The following is a 17,664-nucleotide window of genomic DNA, read 5'->3' as shown; positions in this document are numbered from 1 at the left end:
ACCGCGGCTACGACTGAGGATCCTCCTCTCCGTTGAAAACGGGGAGGACAATCGGAATGAAACGAGTTGCTACCATAGTGCTCGGAACGCTGATCATGGCGTTCGGTTATTATTATTTGAATGAACAGTTTGGTTTGGCAGAAGGGGGCTTTGTCGGGTTAGCATTACTCGGCCGCTATCTATTTGATATCGATCCAGCGATTTCGATGATCGTGCTCGACATCCCCTTCTTTTTAATCGCCCTTTGGTGGAAGGGCTGGCGCTTCGTCGGACAAGCCGTGCTTGCCGCCGCGTCGTTATCGCTCAGTTATGCGATGTGGGACCGCTTGGATTTACTCACATTCGACATCCAAGTCTGGCCGGCGACGTTGTTTGCCGCTATCGCCAGCGGGATTGTCACCGGCTACGGGCTCGGTCTCGTCTTGAAGTCAGGCGGGGCGACCGGGGGCGACGATTTATTCGCTCTCGGCCTATCTAAATGGACCGGCGTATCGGTCGGGACGATTCTCATCATATTTGATGTCATCGTCTTGGCGATCTCGCTCATCTATTTGCCGCTCTCGAACGCGCTCTACACGCTTCTCGCAGTCTCGATCGCGGGTCGTGTCGTCACGAAGATGTTGGCGGACGACGTGGTCGAACAGCCTGCACCGGCAGTGATTAAACCTAAGCTTGCACCAAAAAACGATCTCGCGTGAGATCGTTTTTTTAATGGTGTATGTAAAGGAGCTTGTCATTACTTACTTTTCGATTGAACTCGCAATTTTCAATAACTCTTCTTTTGAAAGACGACTCCCTGAATAGTCGATTGCGTATTCAACATTTTCGTGTTGCCAACTGACCATTTTTGTTTGATCAACCTCTGTATAATGTCCACTCGAGCCATCTAGTAACTCGATAGACTCGTCCCAACTAGTGACGTGATTCCAGCCGAGGTTTGTCGTGGTCCATATCGTCAACGATTCGACGTCGTTCTCGTATACAAGTTTGACTTGACTCAAATTGACAAGATTGGAGTACTGATTCGTTGTTTCGATTGGAAGATAATTAGGTTCATTAACTTTGAAAGGAACGAACGATGTCGTGAATGTGAGTGGTAATGGAGCCCGTCCAGCAATCAGAAGAATAAAAATCAAGCCAAATATGACTTTGAATATGGGACGGCTGGTTCTTTGATTTGTTTGACGGGTCACTGGTCTGTCTCCTCTCATTCTAATCACTTCTAGCATACCGAAATAACATTCTAAATAGACGATTGTTTTATGTAACAGGGACATGAGAAATCAAATCTGCGGAGAACAGTAACAAACGTCACAGCGCTTTCTGGAGCTGTTGCTCTACACTAAACATAGAAGGAGGGAGTCACATGACATGGATGATTCCAAAACAGCACGGTGCTTGGTCGATGCTGATCTTACCGTTCTTACTCGGCGGCATTGTCGGAGGGTGGACGCTCGCGCACATCCCGTTCGCCATCGCCTGGTTGTTCGTCTATATGGGAACATTTTTCTTGTTCCAATACATTAAGCAACGAAAGAAGTCTAAGGGGCTGTTGCGTACGGTCGTGACGTATTTGACGATTGCGACCGTCGCCGCCATCCCGGTGTTTCTGTCCGAGTGGCGTCTCGTCTGGTTCGTCCTCGCCATGATCCCGTTCGGACTCGTCAACGCCTATTTCGCCAAAATCAAGGACGAGCGTAACGTCTGGAACGACGTCAGCGCCGTCACCTCATTTTGTATCGGCGGGACGGCGAGTTATTATCTCGGGGCACATGCCTTGGATGGGACGATGATGTGGATGTTCGCTTTGCCGTACTTATATTTCCTCGGAAGTATCTTTTTCGTCAAGACGATGATTCGAGAGAAAAAGAGTCTATTCTATCGAAACGTATCATGGGGGTATCACTCCTTGCTCGTCGCCATCTTCATCGCGTTCGGCTATCCGATTTTGGCACTCGCTTACGCGCCAAGTCTCGTCCGGGCGGTCGCGTTCTACGGCAAAAAGATCCCTATCATGAAGATCGGGATCGTCGAAATCGCCAACTCGGTGTTCGTGCTCGGTTGTCTCAGTTGGTATTTATTTAGTTGAGAAGGGGAAACCCTTCTTTTTTTAATCGCTCGAAGATGTGCTCGAAATGATAGCCACGGTCGTCGCGGCCGTTGCTGCTTGTTGCATGGCGAGCAGATGAGCGAACGTACCGTGTAACAGTAAATCGCTCGCGTCTTCCTTGATGTTGTTCGCCGCGACGAGTTGCAGGGCGACCGTCAACGCGTGGGCGTGGAACCAGCGATGCTTTTCCTTCTCGGCGTTCGTGATGTCGATCAGGTCACGCTCATCGTTGTCGTTCGGGGCCGCGACGATGGCCAAGAGGGCGAGCGCTGGCAGATGCTCGTTTTTGACGGCGATTGCTTGTCCTTGGAGCCGCGTGCGCCACTCGAGGAGGCGGTTGATGACCTCGTCTGAAGGCAAGTCGCTAAAAGCAAGCAGATGGGAGACGAGTTGGAGCTCGTTTGAGCGGGGTAACTCGGCCTTCAACGCTTCGTAATACGTCTCAATCCGTTGACTCAACGCATCGTGGTCATCGAACGCTTGCACCAGGACGAGGGCGGACAAGAGGTCTTCTTCACTCGTCAGCCAAGGATGGTTTCGTTTGAACGTCTGATAGAGTGCGCTCGCCTCATCGAGACGACGCTCGGGTTCATCAACGTTGATCAGTTGGCTCGCGATGAAGGGACGTAACATACTGAACCGGAAATGTTTTCGGTCGAGCAACGTGTCGAGTCGGAGTGCCTCGTCAATGGCCGGTTCGATGTCCTCGTATTTGGCGTCAAGAAACGACAGCCAGACGAAATTATTGCTGCCGCGAAACTTGGAGAAGGCTTTCGTTTTTCGTTTGACGGCCGCTTGAGCCTGCTCGAATCGCGCTTCATCGAACGGGGTATCGTGTATGGCGTAATTGATGGCCATCAAGCGTCGGAAGTCATCGGTGAACCATTTTGTCGCTCCTCGGATTGCCTCGAGTGCTTCGAGGTAATGCGTATAGCGTGTCATCATCAGCAATTCCTCCTTTTTCTACTTATACGAGCCCAATCGAAAGAATGATTCAAAAAAAGCCGCCCTGGATTCGTCCGGGGCGGCTGCTTGTTATTGGACTTGCGTATACAACTTCTGCATGTACTCGTTCACTTCATCGGCCGCTTGGAACATCATGAATGAATGTTGCAAGATGATCTCTGGCGAGAAACCGAGGTCGAGGTCGAGCGTCGAGGCGAGCGTGACATCACGGTCGCTATCGAGTACGCAACGGAAGTATTTGAACTCTTGGTTGAACTCGTTCAAGGCGTTAAGAATCGGTAGGTCTTCCACGTAGTCCGGCACGTGTGTGACTGTCGCGGCATACAATTCCGCATCCGTCGTCTTTTTATTGAAGGCGATAATCATAACGGGCTGGGCCCCGGATTTAGTCGTTTCACGCGTCAAGAATGTGACGTGCGTTTCAGTCTCGCTCTCTTTGAACGTCATATTGCGTTCAGCGACGAGCGCTTTAAATGATTCTACTTTTTCTTCGAAGTTCACAAACAAGTCCCCCTTAAAAGTCGTTACTCTAACTTTCTCCCATTTGCGGAGGGAAAGCAAGGGGAACTAGCGTTTCATCAACATTTTGATGGCTTCTTCAACGGTTTCTGACGTATCTTCACCATCTTGTTGGGCGGTAATGATACACTGCTCCAAGTTCTTGGCGACGATAATCGTCGAGGCCCGGTCGAGCGCCGATCGAGCCGCGCTCAACTGCGTCACGACGTCGCGGCATTCTTTTCCTTCTTCCATCATCCGGATGATGGCCCGGATTTGACCTTCGACCCGTTTCATCCGGTTCAACACTTTTGCATCGTATTGATACTGTTCCATTAGATTCACCTCTATATTCAAATCGTTCAGTAACCCAACTATTTTATGTGTAGTCTCATCTTAATACGTGGGGGAGTATGTGTCGAGCCACAACGTTTGAAGTGAAGATTTTTAAAAGTTTACCGATTCGACAAACAAATCCCTTGCAATCAAATACCATAGGGGGTATATTAATGACGTGGAAGCGATATGTTCAATGAATCACAAAGATTCCTCGGACGCCCGCTGCCAAACTGACTATGAAACAAGTGAAGCATCATAGATGAAAAGGATGGGTAAACGAACATGAAAGCATCTGCTTTAAAACGTCAAATGGACTTTGAAGTACCGGTGAACATCGTCGACGTTCGTGAACGTGACGAGTTCCAAGAAGCGCACATTGCTGGCGCGACCAATTATCCGCTATCGGAAATGTCGGAATGGATCGAGACACTCGATCCTGAAGCAGAATACATCGTTCTCTGCCGTTCAGGTGCTCGCAGCACGCAGGCAACTTGGCAAATGGAAGCGAAAGGTTATAAAGTGGTCAATATAGAAGATGGCTTGATGAGCTGGCCTGGTGAAGTCATCAAAGGAGGAAATGAGCAATGAGTAAAAAAATCGTAATCGTCGGTGGAGTGGCCGGTGGCGCTTCGGCAGCCGCCCGTCTTCGTCGCTTGAATGAAGAGAACCATATCGTCATGTTCGACCGGGGCGAGTATATTTCGTTCGCCAACTGTGGTCTCCCATATTACATCGGTGACGTGATTCAAGATCGTCAAAAATTGCTCGTTCAAACCGTTGAAGGGATGAACAAACGTTTCCAACTTGATATCCGTAACTTGACAGAAGTGACGAAAATCAATCGTGCCGAGAAGACGGTATCGGTGAAAAACGTCAAGACAGGTGAGACATACGATGAGTCATACGACGTACTCGTCTTGTCGCCAGGAGCGAAACCGATTCGTCCGAACATTCCTGGGATTGAAGAGGCGGAAGACATCTTCACGCTCCGCAACATTCCGGATACGGATAAAATTCGTAGCTACGTCGACGACCAAGCACCGAAACACGCGACAGTCATCGGTGGTGGCTTCATCGGGATCGAGATGGCTGAAAACTTACGGGAACGTGGTGTCGACGTCACGCTCGTCGAGATGGCCGATCAAGTCATGACACCGCTCGACCGTGAGATGGTCTCACCGGTTCACGAACACATGCGTCTTCACGGCGTCGACCTTCAGCTCTCTGACGGGGTCGATTCGTTCTCTGAGAAAGGGAAACGTGTCCACTTGAAGAGTGGTCGCGTCATCGAGACCGATATGGTCGTCTTATCAATCGGTGTCGTACCAGAATCGTCAATCGCAACGGAAGCGGGACTTGAAACAGGCATCCGTGGCGCCATCCGCGTCAACGAGAAGATGCTCACGTCAGATCCGAACATCTACGCCATCGGGGACGCCGTCGAAGTGCTCGATTATATCTTTAAAGAGCCGACGGTCGTTCCACTCGCATGGCCGGCCAACCGCCAAGGTCGTCTTGTCGCCGACATCATCAACGGTCGTGACGTTAAATACAACGGAACGATGGGGACTGGGATCGCCAAAGTATTCGATATGACCGTTGCTTCAACAGGTTGGAACGAGAAACGTTTAACAGCAGCCGGTAAAGAATTCGAAGCCGTTCACGTGCACCCGGGTTCACATGCGGGTTATTACCCAGGATCGACACCAGTATCACTCAAACTCTTGTTCCATCCGACGACCGGTGAAATCTACGGCGCGCAAGGTGTCGGGATGAACGGTGTCGATAAACGCATCGATGTTATTGCGACAGCGATGAAAGGGGGCTTGACGGTCCTTGACCTTCCAGACCTTGAACTCAGCTACGCACCACCGTTCAGCTCAGCGAAAGATCCAGTCAACATGATCGGCTACGTCGCGTCGAACGTCGTCCTCGGCGATAACGAAGTCGTGCACTGGAACGAGATTGACGAGTTGGTCCAAAACGGCGCGACATTGCTCGACGTCCGTGACGAGTCAGAACATGAACTTGGCAAGATTCCTGGTTCAATCAACGTTCCGCTCAACTCGCTACGCGATCACTTGGACAACTACAGCAAAGACGAAACGATTTACGTGACGTGCCAAGTCGGGCTTCGCGGATATCTCGCATCCCGCATCTTGCGTCAAAACGGATTCAAGGTGAAAAACTTGAGTGGTGGCTACAAGACGTGGTCACAAGTAAAACGCGATTTCGATGCCATCAAGGCAGACGCGTCGGCAGCAAATGAGACTGCCGCAACAGTAACGGAGGAGGCACCACCAGCAATGACGAATGAACCAGTCGGGGAACCGATTTTCCTAGATACGTGCGGTCTGCAATGCCCGGGACCAATCTTAGAAGTCAATAAAAAAGTAGCCGAGCTCGGAGAAGGCGAGACGCTTCGCGTCCTCGCGAGCGACCCAGGTTTCTTCGCGGACATCGAAGCATGGGCGAAGAAAACGGGCAACAAGCTCGTCTCGAAACAGTTCGTGAACGGTCGCGTGGAAGCAATTCTTCAAAAAGGTAATGGTCCTGTGGCTGTACAAGCAGGGGCACCAGCGACAGACGGCGCATCGATGGTCGTCTTCAGCGGAGACCTCGACCGCGCGCTCGCTTCGTTCATCATCGCCCAAGGTGCGGCGGCGATGGGCAAAGACGTGACGATGTTCTTCACATTCTGGGGACTCAACGTCATCCGTAAGCCAGATGCACCGGAAGTGAAGAAACAAGGTCTCGAGAAGATGTTTGGCATGATGATGCCGTCACATGCGGGCGAGCTTCCGCTCTCGAACATGAACTTCGGTGGCGTTGGTCAGAAGATGATGAAGAAAGTGATGAGCGACAAAAACGTGCCATCACTTGATGAAATGATCAAATCGGCTCAAGAAGCAGGCGTCAAAATGGTCGCTTGTACGATGTCGATGGACGTCATGGGAATCAAAGAAGAAGAGTTGATTGACGGCATCGATCTCGGTGGTGTGGCAGCATACCTTGGGGCGGCTGAAGGCGGCAACTTGAACCTCTTTATCTAATCAAATGATGGAAGATGGGCGACCGGTCACTTGACCGGTCGCTTTTTCTGTTGTTCGACATCCCACGTGAAATTTGTCGAAAAGGATTGCAATTTTTAGATGTTTTTCCTATAATTCTACTCATGTGAAGAAAGTTGACATAACTTTTTCTTATAACTTATACATACACGGAGGATTTAAAGATGGAGAAATTCGTAGAAGGTCTCGTTTCATCAGCCAACGACTTGCTTTGGTCGTCAGTGCTAATCGTTGTCCTTGTCGCCTTAGGTTTGTACTTCACCGTCCGCATGGGCTTTGTCCAGTTCCGGATGTTGCCTGAAATGTTCCGCCTCTTGTTCAAAGACGGCATGAAACGTGAAAAAGGCCAAGTCTCGTCGTTCCAAGCGTTCGCCATCGGGACGGCAGCACGCGTCGGAACGGGGAACATCGCCGGTGTCGCGACAGCCATCGCGCTCGGAGGTCCAGGAGCCGTCTTTTGGATGTGGCTCATCGCCCTCATCGGATCAGCTTCAGCGTTCGTGGAAAGCACGCTCGCACAAGTCTACAAGATTCGGGACGGACGCACATGGCGTGGAGGTCCCGCTTACTACATGGAACGTGCCCTCGGTCAGCGTTGGCTCGGGATCTTATTCGCAATTCTCATCACGTTCTCGTTCGGATTCGCGTTCAACTCGGTACAATCGAACACAATCTCGCTCTCGATGAGCAACCAGTTCGGTGTGAGCACGACGACAGTCGGTCTCGTCTTGGCCGTGATCACAGCGATCGTCATCTTCGGTGGGATTCAATCGATCGCCGTGCTCTCGAGTATCATCGTCCCGGTCATGGCGGGTGGCTATATCTTACTTGCCGGCTGGGTCATGATCTCGAACGCTTCACTGTTGCCGGAAGTATTCGGCTTGATTTTCTCAGAAGGTGTATTCGGTCTTCAACAATTGTTCGGTGGTGCGATCGGAGCGATGGTGCTCCAAGGAATTCGTCGCGGCCTCTTCTCGAACGAAGCCGGGATGGGTTCAGCCCCGAACGCGGCAGCGACTGCTGAAGTGTCACACCCGGTCAAGCAAGGCTTGATTCAATCGTTCAGCGTCTTCGTCGATACGCTTCTCGTCTGTACGTCGACAGCGATGATCATCTTACTGTCAGGTGTAGCCGGGTCGGAGTCGTTCGCGGGTGTTGAATTGACACAGGCGGCGCTCACGGCTGAAATTGGTCCGATGGCGACATCGTTCCTCACGATTGCGATTTTTTTGTTCGCGTTCAGCTCGATTCTTGGAAACTACTACTACGGCGAGACGAACATCCAGTTCATCTCGGATAAAAAGATTTACGTCACGCTCTACCGCATCGGTGTCGTCGGCATGGTTCTCTTCGGAGCCGTCCGTTCGGCCGGTCTCGTCTGGTCGATTGCGGACGTGTTCATGGGTCTCATGGCACTCGTCAACTTGTATGCAATCTTCCGTCTCGCGAAAGTCGCTCGTCTCGTCCTCGACGATTACTTGGAACAACGCCGCCAAGGTGACGATCCGGTATTCTATGCCGATTCGATTGACGATTTGCCAGGCCGCGAGTACATCGAGGCTTGGGAAACGGCAGAAGAGGAAGAAGTCAAGACAGGCACGATTCGTTCATAAACGCCAAACCGTCTACGAAAACACGTAGGCGGTTTTTTTGCGCCTAAAAGATGGGTAAACTGAAGAAAAGGGGGGCGTTCAATTATGGAGACGACACATTATATACGCATTTCCCCAGAAGTATGGGTCTCGTTCGGGCAAGATCCGGAAATGATTTTAGATTGGCTGTTGCATGTGCACGCTCAACAACGTGACACGTATGAAACGTTGACGCTCCCAAACATTGAACGCTTCCAAAAGATTCTCGGTCAGATCGAGGTGTATATCGATGGAGACGACACGTATAATTTAGAGATGGCCGTCATCGGGGAAGAGTTGATCGTCAACGAAAAGCAGGCGGTCGTCGTCGGCATCTTGACACCGCAACTGCTTCATATCGTCAAAGACGCGATGAACGCGTTCACGAAAGAGGATGTCGCGGATATGGCGTTCGTCGACCATGACGGAATCGATGACGTATGGCTTAAATGGACGCTGTTGAAACGATTCTGCGAAGAAGCGATTAAACGAGACGAACTCGTATTGATTTATTATGAATGACATCGCCTAAATGGTATAATATTGAAAAAATGGCGGTGAAGCTGAGTGGGTAATTTCTTTGTTAATTTAGCTTTGTTTTATATGATGGTTAGCCCAGCGTTTGCGTATCGAATCGGCCAAAAACGCGTCGCAAGGATGAATATGATAACGCTTTTGCTTTATATCGTAAGCTGGGGCTATGTCCTTGGAGCGGGGACGTCTTCCGAACACCCTGTCTCGATCCTTTGGGGTATTTTGCTGTTCCTAAATCTTTTATTGGCTGTGATGACGAGCGCAATGTTTTTATATGACCGTCGGCCGACCCGTTCTTTGTTGCCCATCGGTGCCAGGGCAATCATTTTCTTTTTAGGAAGCTTGCTAGTCACTTATAATCTCGATTCACATGAAGTACTGGGAGAGAAGTTGCTACAAGCGAGTATGATGACAGTCGTTCTTTTTGTCACAAGTGTCATCTGGATTCGATTGAGACAAATCAATCGGCAACCTGACATGTAAAGCCCCCGGCGTCGTAGCGTCGAGGGGTGGGATAAGTTATTTAAATGATATTCTTCTAAAGCATTTATTATGTTATGGGGGTTCGTTGAATGTTATCTTGGTTAGGTATAACGAATGCAGATGAAACAAATCAAACCGAACGTCAGTTTTTTGGGAATGTGAAGAAAAAAACTAGAATCATCATTCTCCTTACGGCTCTACTGGCACTTTATGGTGTGAAGTCCTTACTCACCTATCTAATCCCAGACTCGTATTTGGCCGACCCAATCGTGGCCGTTCTACCAGGTACCGTCGGCGTTTTGGTCTCTGTAGTCTACGTCCTGGTCGCGGAACGACTTCTACAGGACAACGCCAAACGCTAGTCATACCATCTAGACAAAAAACTCGACGCCGCAGCGCCGAGTTTTTTGTCTTATTTCAATGCCGTCTCAAGCGCTTTGACGTTCTCGCGCATGAGATCGAAGTAACTCTTGTCCATCTGTTCTTTCGTGACTGATTCTAAATTGTAGATCGTCACCGTCTCCGCGCCGATTTCGTTTTGAACGACTTGGGCGACTTTCGGTGTCACCGTGTCTTCAAAGGCGATGTATTTCAAATCATGAAGTTGTGCCTCTTCAATGACGCGTTTCAATGCCTGTTGGGACGGTTCTTCTGCAGGTGTGAGACCTGTAATTGGGAGTTGGTCAAATCCGTAGCGCTCTGCCAAGTAACCGTAGGCCGCATGCGTTACGAGCAGCTCTGACTTCGAGCCAGCGTCGACTGCCGCTTTGAGCTCGGCGTCGAGCGTGTCGGCTTCTTCTTTAAAGGCGCTCAAGCGATCCGCGAACTCGTCTTTATAGTCAGGGGCCTGTTCACTGAAGGCCGCTTCGACCGCTTCGGCCATCGAGACAGCATTCATTGGATCGAGCCAGACGTGCGGGTCATACTGACCGTGGTTATGGCCGTCATCTTCACTATGACCGGCTTCTTCCTCGGCATGCTCATCTTCTCCATGACCGTGCTCATCTTCTTCATGACCGTGCTCGTCTTCTTCATGCCCATGCTCATCGTTGCCATGGACGTGAACCGTGTCCTCAGCCGATAAAAGTGAGATATCTTCAGCTGTCTTTACGAACATGACGTTCTCATTGGGCAAGCTCTTCTCCATCGATTCGACGTATGGCTCGAGGTCGTGGCCGACTGTTAAGAACAAATCGGCCTCGGCGATGTCGGTCATCTGTTTCGAGGTCGGTTCATACGTGTGTGGGTCGGCACCGGGTGGGATGACCATCTCGACACGGACGCGGTCGCCCCCGATTTCCTCGGCGAACGATTTCAAGGCGAACGTTGACGCATAGACGGTCAACTGGTCGCTCGTCTCCTCCGTCGCACCGCCTTCTTCATTACTTGCACATCCACCTAATAAGAGTGTGCCGGCAGCGGCGACACTCCATAATTTCTTATTCATGAACTCTTTCACCTGTCCTCTCTATATAAAACCCTTAAATCGTAACCGTTACGTTCTGAGACTGCGTTTTATATTATAGGGGGCGAATCGTTACACGTCAAGTCCGACTTCAGATGGATGGTTTTTCGAGAAAAAGGGAATATGATTAAAAAAAGAACGAGGAGTGGATGTATATGAGAAAGGAGACTGCCTGGTTCGTCGGGGGTGCGGCGCTCGCGGCGGCGACGGCAGCCGGGGCCAGCGTGTGGAGCCAGTATGGATCGCTCGTGCGGTGGCAAGAGCCCGAGTTACCGGTGCGTCCCTCGACCCGGAAACGTCGGACCCACACGTACAAGATTGTCGACGATCGTCCGCTCCAATTTGATGTGTACTACCCGCCCGGTGAAGGACCGTTCCCGGTCGCGATGTACGCGCATGGGGGTGCGTTCGTTCGAGGGAGTCGGGGCATGGTGACGTTGTTCCATCCATTGCTCGACCATTTTCTCGCCAAGGGTTTCGCTGTCATCAGTATCGACTATCGTCTGTTCGAGGACGGCGTGTATTTTCCAGACAACATCATCGACGTCTCGGACGCGCTATGCTATCTCAAGCAACACGATAGTCTGCTCCTTCTCGACATCGACAAGTTGATTGTCTGGGGCGACTCGGCAGGTGCTGCACTCGTTCTCGCGACGGCGCTCGACCGAAGCAAACAGTTCACGGGCGAACTCGGCGACGACGTACCGAAGGTGAAAGGTGTCATCGCCCTCTATCCACCGACGAATTTCTTATTGTTCAAGTTCATCCAGACATGGCTCGCTCATTTGAAATTTTATGAAGGGAGCCGGGAGGCGTGGCGTGAGCTGATGGTGAAGTGCTCCCCGGTCACACATCTGTACGATGATGCACCGCCGATTCTCCTGTTGCACGGCAAAAAAGATCCAATCGTCCCGTTCGGACAAGCTCTTCATTTCGTGGAGCATGCGAGCGAGGTCGGTGCGAACGTACAGTTGATCTCTTTTCCGAACGGCACGCATTCGTTAGCGAGTTTCCTCCAATCTGATAACCCGATCAAAGAAACGCAACTGATGACCCGGATCGATCGTTTCATTGATGACGCCATGATGTGACGTTGCGCTTTTTTTCAAAGATGGTACGATGGGGAAGGATTTAGGAATCAAAAAGGAGTGACTCGCGTGACAGAACTTTGCTTGGTCCGACATGGTCAGACCGATTGGAACTTTCAAGAAATCATTCAAGGACGGGAAGATATCCCGCTCAACGCACTCGGACATCGACAGGCCGAAGAGAGTGCGGCCTTTTTAAGTCAAGAAGCGTGGGACGTCATCGTCGCGAGCCCGCTTTCACGAGCGATGGATACGGCTCGCTACATCGCAGAGGCGTGTGGCATCGACTCAGACGCCATCATTCAAGACGAACGCTTCATCGAACGTGAATTCGGGGCGGCGTCGGGTAAACCGGTGCCTGGCATCTATGAGGCTGTCCAAGCCGATGATCAAAGCCGCGTCCCAGGTCTCGAGTCTGAAGACGAGATGCGGGCCCGTGTTTTGAGCGGCATGGAAGACATCGTTGAGGCGCATGCCGGTAAACGTATCATCGTCGTCTGTCATTCACATGCGATTAAAGCCGCCCTGTCGGCGATTGACGACACGTACACGTTCCGCCATGCCATGCGTAACGCCTGCTCGAACTATATCGCACATCAAGACGGTCAGTTCGTGGTTAAGGCGGTCAATGTCGCCGACCATATTACGAATGTGATCGTCGCAAAGTGAGGAGAAGCTCATGACGACATTGCTCTGGATTTTCATCATCGCATCATTTGTTGTGGCGTTTGCGGGTTTGATCTATCCGGTCATCCCGAGCGTCTTGTTCTTATTCATCGGTTACATGATTTACGGTTTTGGATTTTCATTCGAGCCACTCACGTGGACGTTTTGGGTCTGGCAAATTTTGTTCTTGATCTTCCTGTTCGTGGTCGACTATATCGTCACTCGGGCAACGGTCGATAAACGCGGCGGTTCCGAACGGGCGAAGTGGGGAGCGACGATCGGATTGATTGCCGGTCCGTTCATCTTCCCGCTCGTCGGAGTGCTCATCTTCCCGTTCATCTTCGCGTTTCTAGCGGAGCTCACGCTCGGTAAGTCGACGCGTGAGGCGTGGAGTATCGGTGTCGGTACCGTACTCGCCTTCCTCGGCAGCACGGTGCTTAAAGTCGTCGGAATGACGATGATGGTCATCTTGTTTTTCATCTACATTTGAGGCGCAGAAATTTCTTCGCCTTTTTGGGTTGAGATATTTTAAAAAAGGGGGAAAGAAAAACAAGACCGTTCGATTTATTCGAACGATCCTGTCTTGACGAGCTGGGTGAAGGCGGAGCGGCTGAATGATTGTTGTTGCTCCATTTGTTTTTCGAAGAAGGACGGTTTGAGTTCGGCGTTGGCCACACCTTCGGAAATCAACGAGTCGAGCACTTGCTTCGTGGTGTCTTGTTTCGGCATCAGCATGAGCCCTTCGGCGACGAACGTGTGATGATCGCTGAGCGACCGTTCGCTCGTGAACGTCAGCGCAAGGGCGGCCGGGCGGTTCGATGGAGACGTGATAACGGCTTCGGCGAGGAGCAGGATTCGTTTATTCAAGTAATGATGAAGCGTGACGGCAAATTCAGTCGGGACGAGCATCTCGAGGAGCCATTCGTTGTCGTGCTCTTTTGAGATGATCAACCCATCGAGCAGTTCGACGGGGAGGTTCAACTCGTTGCCATACTCGTCTTGGACGAGGCGAACTTGGACTAGGCGGAACGTTTTCATCGTATCGATCCCTTCCACATTTTCTTTAACTCATCTTAACACAGTCTGATCCGAAGATTGTGTTACGATAGCGGGGAAGAGACGTAAAAAAATAGAGGACAAGGAGGCATCAAGATGAGTTGGGTTGTTGGCATAATCGGGTATATCGCGATTCTAGCAATCGGTTATTATGGTGTCCTTTTCTTCAAAGTAAAGCAGGAGCGGAGTCGGGCCGGATATCGAATCTTCCTCTTGCTCGCGGGATTGTTCTTCGTGAGCGGGAGTGACTATATCATCGCGTTGTTCCAAGGGGATACGGAAGCAACGTTTTGGCAGCGGACCGTGTACTTCATACTGATTTTGATCTCTCTTTCAATCGCCCTTTACTTTCGGAGAAAAGAAGATAAAATCCATGCGAACGAGATGACGACGGCATAAAGACAAGAGGCTACGGAAAAATCCGTAGCCTCTTGTCTTTATTTCGGAATTCGTGTTTGACGAATCATTTCGAGTTTCAAGTCCCAGAGCGGTTTACTGAATGTGACCGAGTACACTTCCGGTAAGCGGAGGCGTTTGTACTCTTCCCACAGACCATTCATTTGTTCGTGATGATACGCGCGAATGTCTTTCGCGTTCGGTAAGTCATAGACGCGTTCGCCATCTTGGAAAACTGGCACGAGCAAACGTTTGACGCTAAAGTTACGTGTCTTGATGCGGAACGCTGGATCGCGCACGTCAATCAAGTCGATCTCGTTATACGTCTCGACCGGTTCGTCAGCTAGGGCGATATAATCCCCTTTGAACTTCCCGGTCTCGTTATCGATGATACGATACAATTCTTTCTTGTGCGGTGTCGTCGTCTTCACTTTCGAAGACGACACTTTGATGACCGGCTTCAGTTTTCCGTCGGCGCCTTCGCGGGCGACGAGCTTGTACACCATGCCGAGCGCGGGTTGCTCGTAGGCCGTGATGCCACGCGTCCCGACGAGGAACGTGTCGGCTTCAGCCCCTTGCATCCGCAAGTCTTGAATGACGTACTCATCGAGGTCGCCCGAGACGACGATTTTGACGTAGTCGAGTCCGGCCGCGTTCAATGCTTTTCGGGCTCGTTTCGACAAGTAGGCCAAGTCGCCCGAATCGAGGCGGACCGACTTCAAGCGATAGCCTTTCGCCTCGAGTTCTTTGGCGACCGTGATCGCGTTCGGAAGACCCGATTTGAGCGTGTCATACGTATCGATCAACAGGCTCGTGTTGTCCGGGTACATCGCAGCGAACGAGCGGAACGCCTCGAGTTCGTCGTCGTGGAACTGGATGTCGGCGTGCTCCATCGTACCGCCGGTCGGAACATCAAAATCACGTCCGGCTGACACTAAGCTCGTCACATCAAAACCAGCGATATAGGCGGCCCGTGTTCCGTAGTACGCAGCATCGACGCCTTGGGCACGGCGGGCCCCACCTTCGAGCAACGTCTCATTCGGCGCGGCTTGACGGATGCGCGCGTATTTCGTCGCGATGAGTGACTCGTGGTTGGCGATGTTCAAGAGCGCCGTCTGGAACAGCTTCGCCTCAAAGATTGTCGATTCGATGCGGACGACTTGTTCGTTTGGGAAGATGACTTCTCCTTCACGGACACTATAGAGTGAGCCCGTAAACTTGAAATTGCGGAGTACGTCCGCGAACTCGTCCTCGAAGTCGAGTTGCTGTTTCAAGTAGCGGATATCCTCTTCCGTGAACGAGACGTTCTCTAAATAATGCACGATGTTTTGGAGGCCGGCGAAGACGACGTACCCTCCGCTGAACGGGTTCGAGCGATAATACAGGTCGAACACGACTTTTTCGTTGTGACGTCCTTGTTTCCAATAAATATACATCCAGCGTGGGAGGTATAAGTCTGTGTGAAGTGCTAGGTTGCGATGTAACATAATCGTTCCTTTCTGTTTTACGTCACTTCCCGGTCACAGTTGCTCCGAGGGTCGTGACAAAATGTTCGAGCGCCCAAGCGTGTCCGACTGGGTTGAAGCTTTGGACGGCATCGGCGTGGACGACGATTGTATAGCCTAAGTTGTACGCGTCGACAGCGGTGTGGAGCACGCAAATGTCTGTGCACACACCGACGAGATGAATCTCCGTGATGGCCCGTTCGCGCAAGCGCAAGTCGAGGTCCGTTCCGGCGAAAGCACTGTACCGTGTCTTGTCGATCCAGTGATCGGCACGGCTTGACACAGTTTTGACGGCACCGTATAACTCACGGCCATCGGTCCCGCGAATGTTGTGTGGCGGGAAGAGTGTCGTCTCAGGATGATATGTGTCGCCAGCGTCGTGGACGTCGTTCGCGATGACGACATAATCCTCGTCTGCGAACTCCTCAATCAACTGGACGATTCGTTCTTCTATGTCTTGCCCTGGTTTTCCACAAGTCAAACGACCCGTATCTGCGATAAAATCAAACGTGTAATCGATAACGATCAATGCACGCATGGGGAGCTCTCCTCTCTCATGTAAAGAATAGTTGGCTATCCTTCTTATTCTAAATCATTTTGCGTGATGCGAAAAAGATTATTTTTGATCGGGGTCGGGTACTAGGTGTAAGAAGAACTGTTTGCGAAAGGGGAATCAGCACATGCTGCTGTCATCAACCGAACTGTCAGAGCAACTATCTCGTCTGAATGGCTGGGAAGTTGTCGAAGGAGAATTACAAAAGACGTATCGACTCGAGACGTTTCCGGAGGCGATTCAATTTGTCCATCTCGTCGCCGATTTGGCGGAGACGCTCAATCATCATCCGAATATCTTGATTGAGTATCGGAACGTCACGTTGACCGTGTCGACGCACGACGAAGGCGGGATCACGGAGAAAGACATCATGCTCGCGAAAGGTTGTGAGGGGTTTGTCTAAACTGTTCATGACGTTCGCCTCAGGGACTGTCGCTGAACGATTGCGCCAACAACCTGGCGTCATCATCGCGAACGGGACCGAGACGATTTTGCTTGCAGAAGGAGACAAATCTCCGTTCCAAAGCGGGAAGACGTTTCAAATCGAAGAAGCGGAAGGACAATTCGCCTCGAAAGGGAATATTGTCTATGCGAACGTTCCGATCGATTCGAACGCCCGGTCGCTCTTGTTCCATCGCTTGTTGAAAGACAAATCACGTCTTGGGTCTGGCCATAGCGGTTTTGCCGCCTATCGGCTCGGTGTCGATCCCGAAGACAACCATGGGATTATCTTCATTCAATTCATCGAGGGCGGAAATCGTTTCCGTGATTCGACCGAGTATGTCTTGTTCCAAGAATGGCTGAAAGAAGCCGTCGAACAAAAAGGAGCCGGTCCAATCATAAAACACTATGTCGTCGATGAAGCGGATGACCTATAATAAACATAACGTCACGTTAGGGGAGGATTTTTTATGAACAAGAACTATTTCTGGTTAGGTATGGCCGCAGGTGCCGTCATCGGAGCCGGGGCATCGCTTCTCCACAAGGAGACGCGCGAGCAACAAGTCAGCCAGCTCAAGCATATGAAATCACGACTCAAGTCACACGATACGTCTACACAAGCTCATTCGGTCGGCCTTCAAGCCTCTTCGAAAGCGAGTTTGAAAGATCGTGTCATGGATTTGAAGGCACTCTATGAAGAGAACCAAGATACGATTCAAAATCTCGTCGAAGACGTGAAAGACTTGGTCGATGCGCTCCAAGACGCTCGTCACAAAAATCAAATCTAATTCATATCCACGGTCTGGTGCTGTTGCACCGGGCCGTTTTTTCATGAGGTCATCGGTACCGCTCTGAATAAATT

At 51.0% G+C, this 17,664-nt stretch carries 22 protein-coding genes; 14 read left to right on the top strand and 8 right to left on the bottom strand.

All coding sequences use genetic code 11. The features are described from left to right. The first annotated feature begins 56 nt into the window (after window positions 1–56). A complete protein-coding gene (locus tag EVJ34_RS11035; RefSeq protein WP_131434761.1) occupies window positions 57–698 on the top strand; it encodes a YitT family protein in 642 nt (213 codons plus the stop codon). Between the two features lie 42 nt (window positions 699–740). Here EVJ34_RS11035 and EVJ34_RS11030 read toward each other — a convergent pair whose 3' ends face one another. Beyond that, on the bottom strand, window positions 741–1,193 hold the full coding sequence (locus EVJ34_RS11030) for a DUF4367 domain-containing protein (RefSeq protein WP_161568913.1): 453 nt from the start codon (window positions 1,191–1,193) through the stop codon (window positions 741–743). A gap of 173 nt (window positions 1,194–1,366) precedes the next feature. Between EVJ34_RS11030 and EVJ34_RS11025 the strand changes: the two genes are divergently transcribed. Further along, window positions 1,367–2,089 carry a YwiC-like family protein gene (locus EVJ34_RS11025; protein WP_131485659.1) on the top strand — a complete coding sequence of 241 codons (723 nt, stop codon included), beginning with the start codon at window positions 1,367–1,369 and terminating at the stop codon, window positions 2,087–2,089. Between the two features lie 21 nt (window positions 2,090–2,110). On the opposite strand, the gene EVJ34_RS11020 is transcribed toward EVJ34_RS11025, so the two are convergent. From EVJ34_RS11020 to EVJ34_RS11010, 3 genes are all read right to left on the bottom strand, one after another. Continuing rightward, a complete protein-coding gene (locus EVJ34_RS11020) occupies window positions 2,111–3,055 on the bottom strand; it encodes a DUF4003 family protein (protein ID WP_236636695.1) in 945 nt (314 codons plus the stop codon). Between the two features lie 90 nt (window positions 3,056–3,145). Further along, the gene (locus EVJ34_RS11015; protein WP_016509669.1) at window positions 3,146–3,577 is read right to left on the bottom strand and encodes a type III secretion system chaperone family protein; all 432 of its coding nucleotides are present in this window, start codon (window positions 3,575–3,577) and stop codon (window positions 3,146–3,148) included. A gap of 66 nt (window positions 3,578–3,643) precedes the next feature. Next, a complete protein-coding gene (locus EVJ34_RS11010; RefSeq protein ID WP_021068154.1) occupies window positions 3,644–3,910 on the bottom strand; it encodes a metal-sensitive transcriptional regulator in 267 nt (88 codons plus the stop codon). Between the two features lie 285 nt (window positions 3,911–4,195). Between EVJ34_RS11010 and EVJ34_RS11005 the strand changes: the two genes are divergently transcribed. From EVJ34_RS11005 to EVJ34_RS10985, 5 genes are all read left to right on the top strand, one after another. Further along, complete coding sequence (locus EVJ34_RS11005; RefSeq protein WP_131434769.1) at window positions 4,196–4,501, top strand: rhodanese-like domain-containing protein; 306 nt, start codon at window positions 4,196–4,198, stop codon at window positions 4,499–4,501. Beyond that, window positions 4,498–6,966, top strand: a complete 2,469-nt coding sequence (locus tag EVJ34_RS11000; protein ID WP_131485658.1) for a CoA-disulfide reductase — start codon at window positions 4,498–4,500, stop codon at window positions 6,964–6,966. Before EVJ34_RS11005 ends, EVJ34_RS11000 begins: the two co-directional genes overlap by 4 nt. 182 nt (window positions 6,967–7,148) lie before the next feature. Next, the gene (locus EVJ34_RS10995; protein ID WP_131485657.1) at window positions 7,149–8,597 is read left to right on the top strand and encodes an alanine/glycine:cation symporter family protein; all 1,449 of its coding nucleotides are present in this window, start codon (window positions 7,149–7,151) and stop codon (window positions 8,595–8,597) included. 84 nt (window positions 8,598–8,681) lie between these two features. Further along, a complete protein-coding gene (locus tag EVJ34_RS10990; RefSeq protein WP_131434775.1) occupies window positions 8,682–9,137 on the top strand; it encodes a DUF1877 family protein in 456 nt (151 codons plus the stop codon). Between the two features lie 45 nt (window positions 9,138–9,182). Continuing rightward, complete coding sequence (locus EVJ34_RS10985; protein ID WP_131485656.1) at window positions 9,183–9,632, top strand: hypothetical protein; 450 nt, start codon at window positions 9,183–9,185, stop codon at window positions 9,630–9,632. Window positions 9,633–10,044: 412 nt separating this feature from the next. Here EVJ34_RS10985 and EVJ34_RS10980 read toward each other — a convergent pair whose 3' ends face one another. Continuing rightward, window positions 10,045–11,079 (bottom strand): metal ABC transporter solute-binding protein, Zn/Mn family, encoded by a 1,035-nt coding sequence (locus EVJ34_RS10980; RefSeq protein WP_131485655.1) that lies wholly within the window; start codon window positions 11,077–11,079, stop codon window positions 10,045–10,047. Between the two features lie 173 nt (window positions 11,080–11,252). Here EVJ34_RS10980 and EVJ34_RS10975 point away from each other — a divergent pair, with 173 nt between their 5' ends. From EVJ34_RS10975 to EVJ34_RS10965, 3 genes are all read left to right on the top strand, one after another. Next, complete coding sequence (locus EVJ34_RS10975; RefSeq protein ID WP_131434781.1) at window positions 11,253–12,188, top strand: alpha/beta hydrolase; 936 nt, start codon at window positions 11,253–11,255, stop codon at window positions 12,186–12,188. 66 nt (window positions 12,189–12,254) lie between these two features. Then, a complete protein-coding gene (locus EVJ34_RS10970; protein ID WP_131485654.1) occupies window positions 12,255–12,854 on the top strand; it encodes a histidine phosphatase family protein in 600 nt (199 codons plus the stop codon). A 10-nt stretch (window positions 12,855–12,864) separates the two neighbouring features. Further along, a complete protein-coding gene (locus EVJ34_RS10965) occupies window positions 12,865–13,341 on the top strand; it encodes a DUF456 domain-containing protein (RefSeq protein ID WP_131434785.1) in 477 nt (158 codons plus the stop codon). A gap of 74 nt (window positions 13,342–13,415) precedes the next feature. Here EVJ34_RS10965 and EVJ34_RS10960 read toward each other — a convergent pair whose 3' ends face one another. Beyond that, window positions 13,416–13,889, bottom strand: coding sequence for a YwpF-like family protein (locus EVJ34_RS10960; RefSeq protein WP_131434787.1), 474 nt, complete (start codon window positions 13,887–13,889; stop codon window positions 13,416–13,418). 114 nt (window positions 13,890–14,003) lie between these two features. Here EVJ34_RS10960 and EVJ34_RS10955 point away from each other — a divergent pair, with 114 nt between their 5' ends. Then, a complete protein-coding gene (locus EVJ34_RS10955) occupies window positions 14,004–14,306 on the top strand; it encodes a hypothetical protein (RefSeq protein WP_021068165.1) in 303 nt (100 codons plus the stop codon). Window positions 14,307–14,344: 38 nt separating this feature from the next. On the opposite strand, the gene EVJ34_RS10950 is transcribed toward EVJ34_RS10955, so the two are convergent. Further along, window positions 14,345–15,790, bottom strand: a complete 1,446-nt coding sequence (locus tag EVJ34_RS10950) for a nicotinate phosphoribosyltransferase (RefSeq protein ID WP_131485653.1) — start codon at window positions 15,788–15,790, stop codon at window positions 14,345–14,347. A 22-nt stretch (window positions 15,791–15,812) separates the two neighbouring features. Beyond that, window positions 15,813–16,346, bottom strand: a complete 534-nt coding sequence (locus tag EVJ34_RS10945) for a cysteine hydrolase family protein (protein WP_131434792.1) — start codon at window positions 16,344–16,346, stop codon at window positions 15,813–15,815. 142 nt (window positions 16,347–16,488) lie between these two features. Between EVJ34_RS10945 and EVJ34_RS10940 the strand changes: the two genes are divergently transcribed. Genes EVJ34_RS10940 through EVJ34_RS10930 form a run of 3 tightly spaced genes read left to right on the top strand, consistent with a single transcriptional unit; the run spans window position 16,489 to window position 17,590 of the window. Beyond that, window positions 16,489–16,764, top strand: a complete 276-nt coding sequence (locus EVJ34_RS10940; RefSeq protein ID WP_131434794.1) for a 4a-hydroxytetrahydrobiopterin dehydratase — start codon at window positions 16,489–16,491, stop codon at window positions 16,762–16,764. Beyond that, window positions 16,757–17,239: a hypothetical protein gene (locus tag EVJ34_RS10935; RefSeq protein WP_236636694.1), complete on the top strand. Its 483-nt coding sequence runs from the start codon at window positions 16,757–16,759 to the stop codon at window positions 17,237–17,239. The genes EVJ34_RS10940 and EVJ34_RS10935 overlap by 8 nt, the downstream gene beginning before the upstream one ends. Before the next feature lie 33 nt (window positions 17,240–17,272). After that, a complete protein-coding gene (locus tag EVJ34_RS10930; RefSeq protein ID WP_131485652.1) occupies window positions 17,273–17,590 on the top strand; it encodes a hypothetical protein in 318 nt (105 codons plus the stop codon). The last annotated feature ends 74 nt before the right edge of the window (window positions 17,591–17,664 follow it).

The organism is Exiguobacterium sp. SL-9, from assembly GCF_004336985.1.
Taxonomy (GTDB): Bacteria; Bacillota; Bacilli; order Exiguobacteriales; family Exiguobacteriaceae; genus Exiguobacterium.
This window is presented reverse-complemented; position numbering and strand designations above follow the sequence as displayed.

Coding starts and splice junctions, on each gene's coding strand:
- EVJ34_RS10955 (WP_021068165.1), top strand. CDS start 14,004: ATGAGTTGGGTTGTTGGCATAATCGGGTATATCGCGATTCTAGCAATC.
- EVJ34_RS10965 (WP_131434785.1), top strand. CDS start 12,865: ATGACGACATTGCTCTGGATTTTCATCATCGCATCATTTGTTGTGGCG.
- EVJ34_RS10960 (WP_131434787.1), bottom strand. CDS start 13,889: ATGAAAACGTTCCGCCTAGTCCAAGTTCGCCTCGTCCAAGACGAGTAT.
- EVJ34_RS11035 (WP_131434761.1), top strand. CDS start 57: ATGAAACGAGTTGCTACCATAGTGCTCGGAACGCTGATCATGGCGTTC.
- EVJ34_RS11025 (WP_131485659.1), top strand. CDS start 1,367: ATGACATGGATGATTCCAAAACAGCACGGTGCTTGGTCGATGCTGATC.
- EVJ34_RS10945 (WP_131434792.1), bottom strand. CDS start 16,346: ATGCGTGCATTGATCGTTATCGATTACACGTTTGATTTTATCGCAGAT.
- EVJ34_RS10940 (WP_131434794.1), top strand. CDS start 16,489: ATGCTGCTGTCATCAACCGAACTGTCAGAGCAACTATCTCGTCTGAAT.
- EVJ34_RS10930 (WP_131485652.1), top strand. CDS start 17,273: ATGAACAAGAACTATTTCTGGTTAGGTATGGCCGCAGGTGCCGTCATC.
- EVJ34_RS11020 (WP_236636695.1), bottom strand. CDS start 3,055: ATGATGACACGCTATACGCATTACCTCGAAGCACTCGAGGCAATCCGA.
- EVJ34_RS10995 (WP_131485657.1), top strand. CDS start 7,149: ATGGAGAAATTCGTAGAAGGTCTCGTTTCATCAGCCAACGACTTGCTT.
- EVJ34_RS10950 (WP_131485653.1), bottom strand. CDS start 15,790: ATGTTACATCGCAACCTAGCACTTCACACAGACTTATACCTCCCACGC.
- EVJ34_RS11010 (WP_021068154.1), bottom strand. CDS start 3,910: ATGGAACAGTATCAATACGATGCAAAAGTGTTGAACCGGATGAAACGG.
- EVJ34_RS10990 (WP_131434775.1), top strand. CDS start 8,682: ATGGAGACGACACATTATATACGCATTTCCCCAGAAGTATGGGTCTCG.
- EVJ34_RS11000 (WP_131485658.1), top strand. CDS start 4,498: ATGAGTAAAAAAATCGTAATCGTCGGTGGAGTGGCCGGTGGCGCTTCG.
- EVJ34_RS10980 (WP_131485655.1), bottom strand. CDS start 11,079: ATGAATAAGAAATTATGGAGTGTCGCCGCTGCCGGCACACTCTTATTA.
- EVJ34_RS11005 (WP_131434769.1), top strand. CDS start 4,196: ATGAAAGCATCTGCTTTAAAACGTCAAATGGACTTTGAAGTACCGGTG.
- EVJ34_RS10975 (WP_131434781.1), top strand. CDS start 11,253: ATGAGAAAGGAGACTGCCTGGTTCGTCGGGGGTGCGGCGCTCGCGGCG.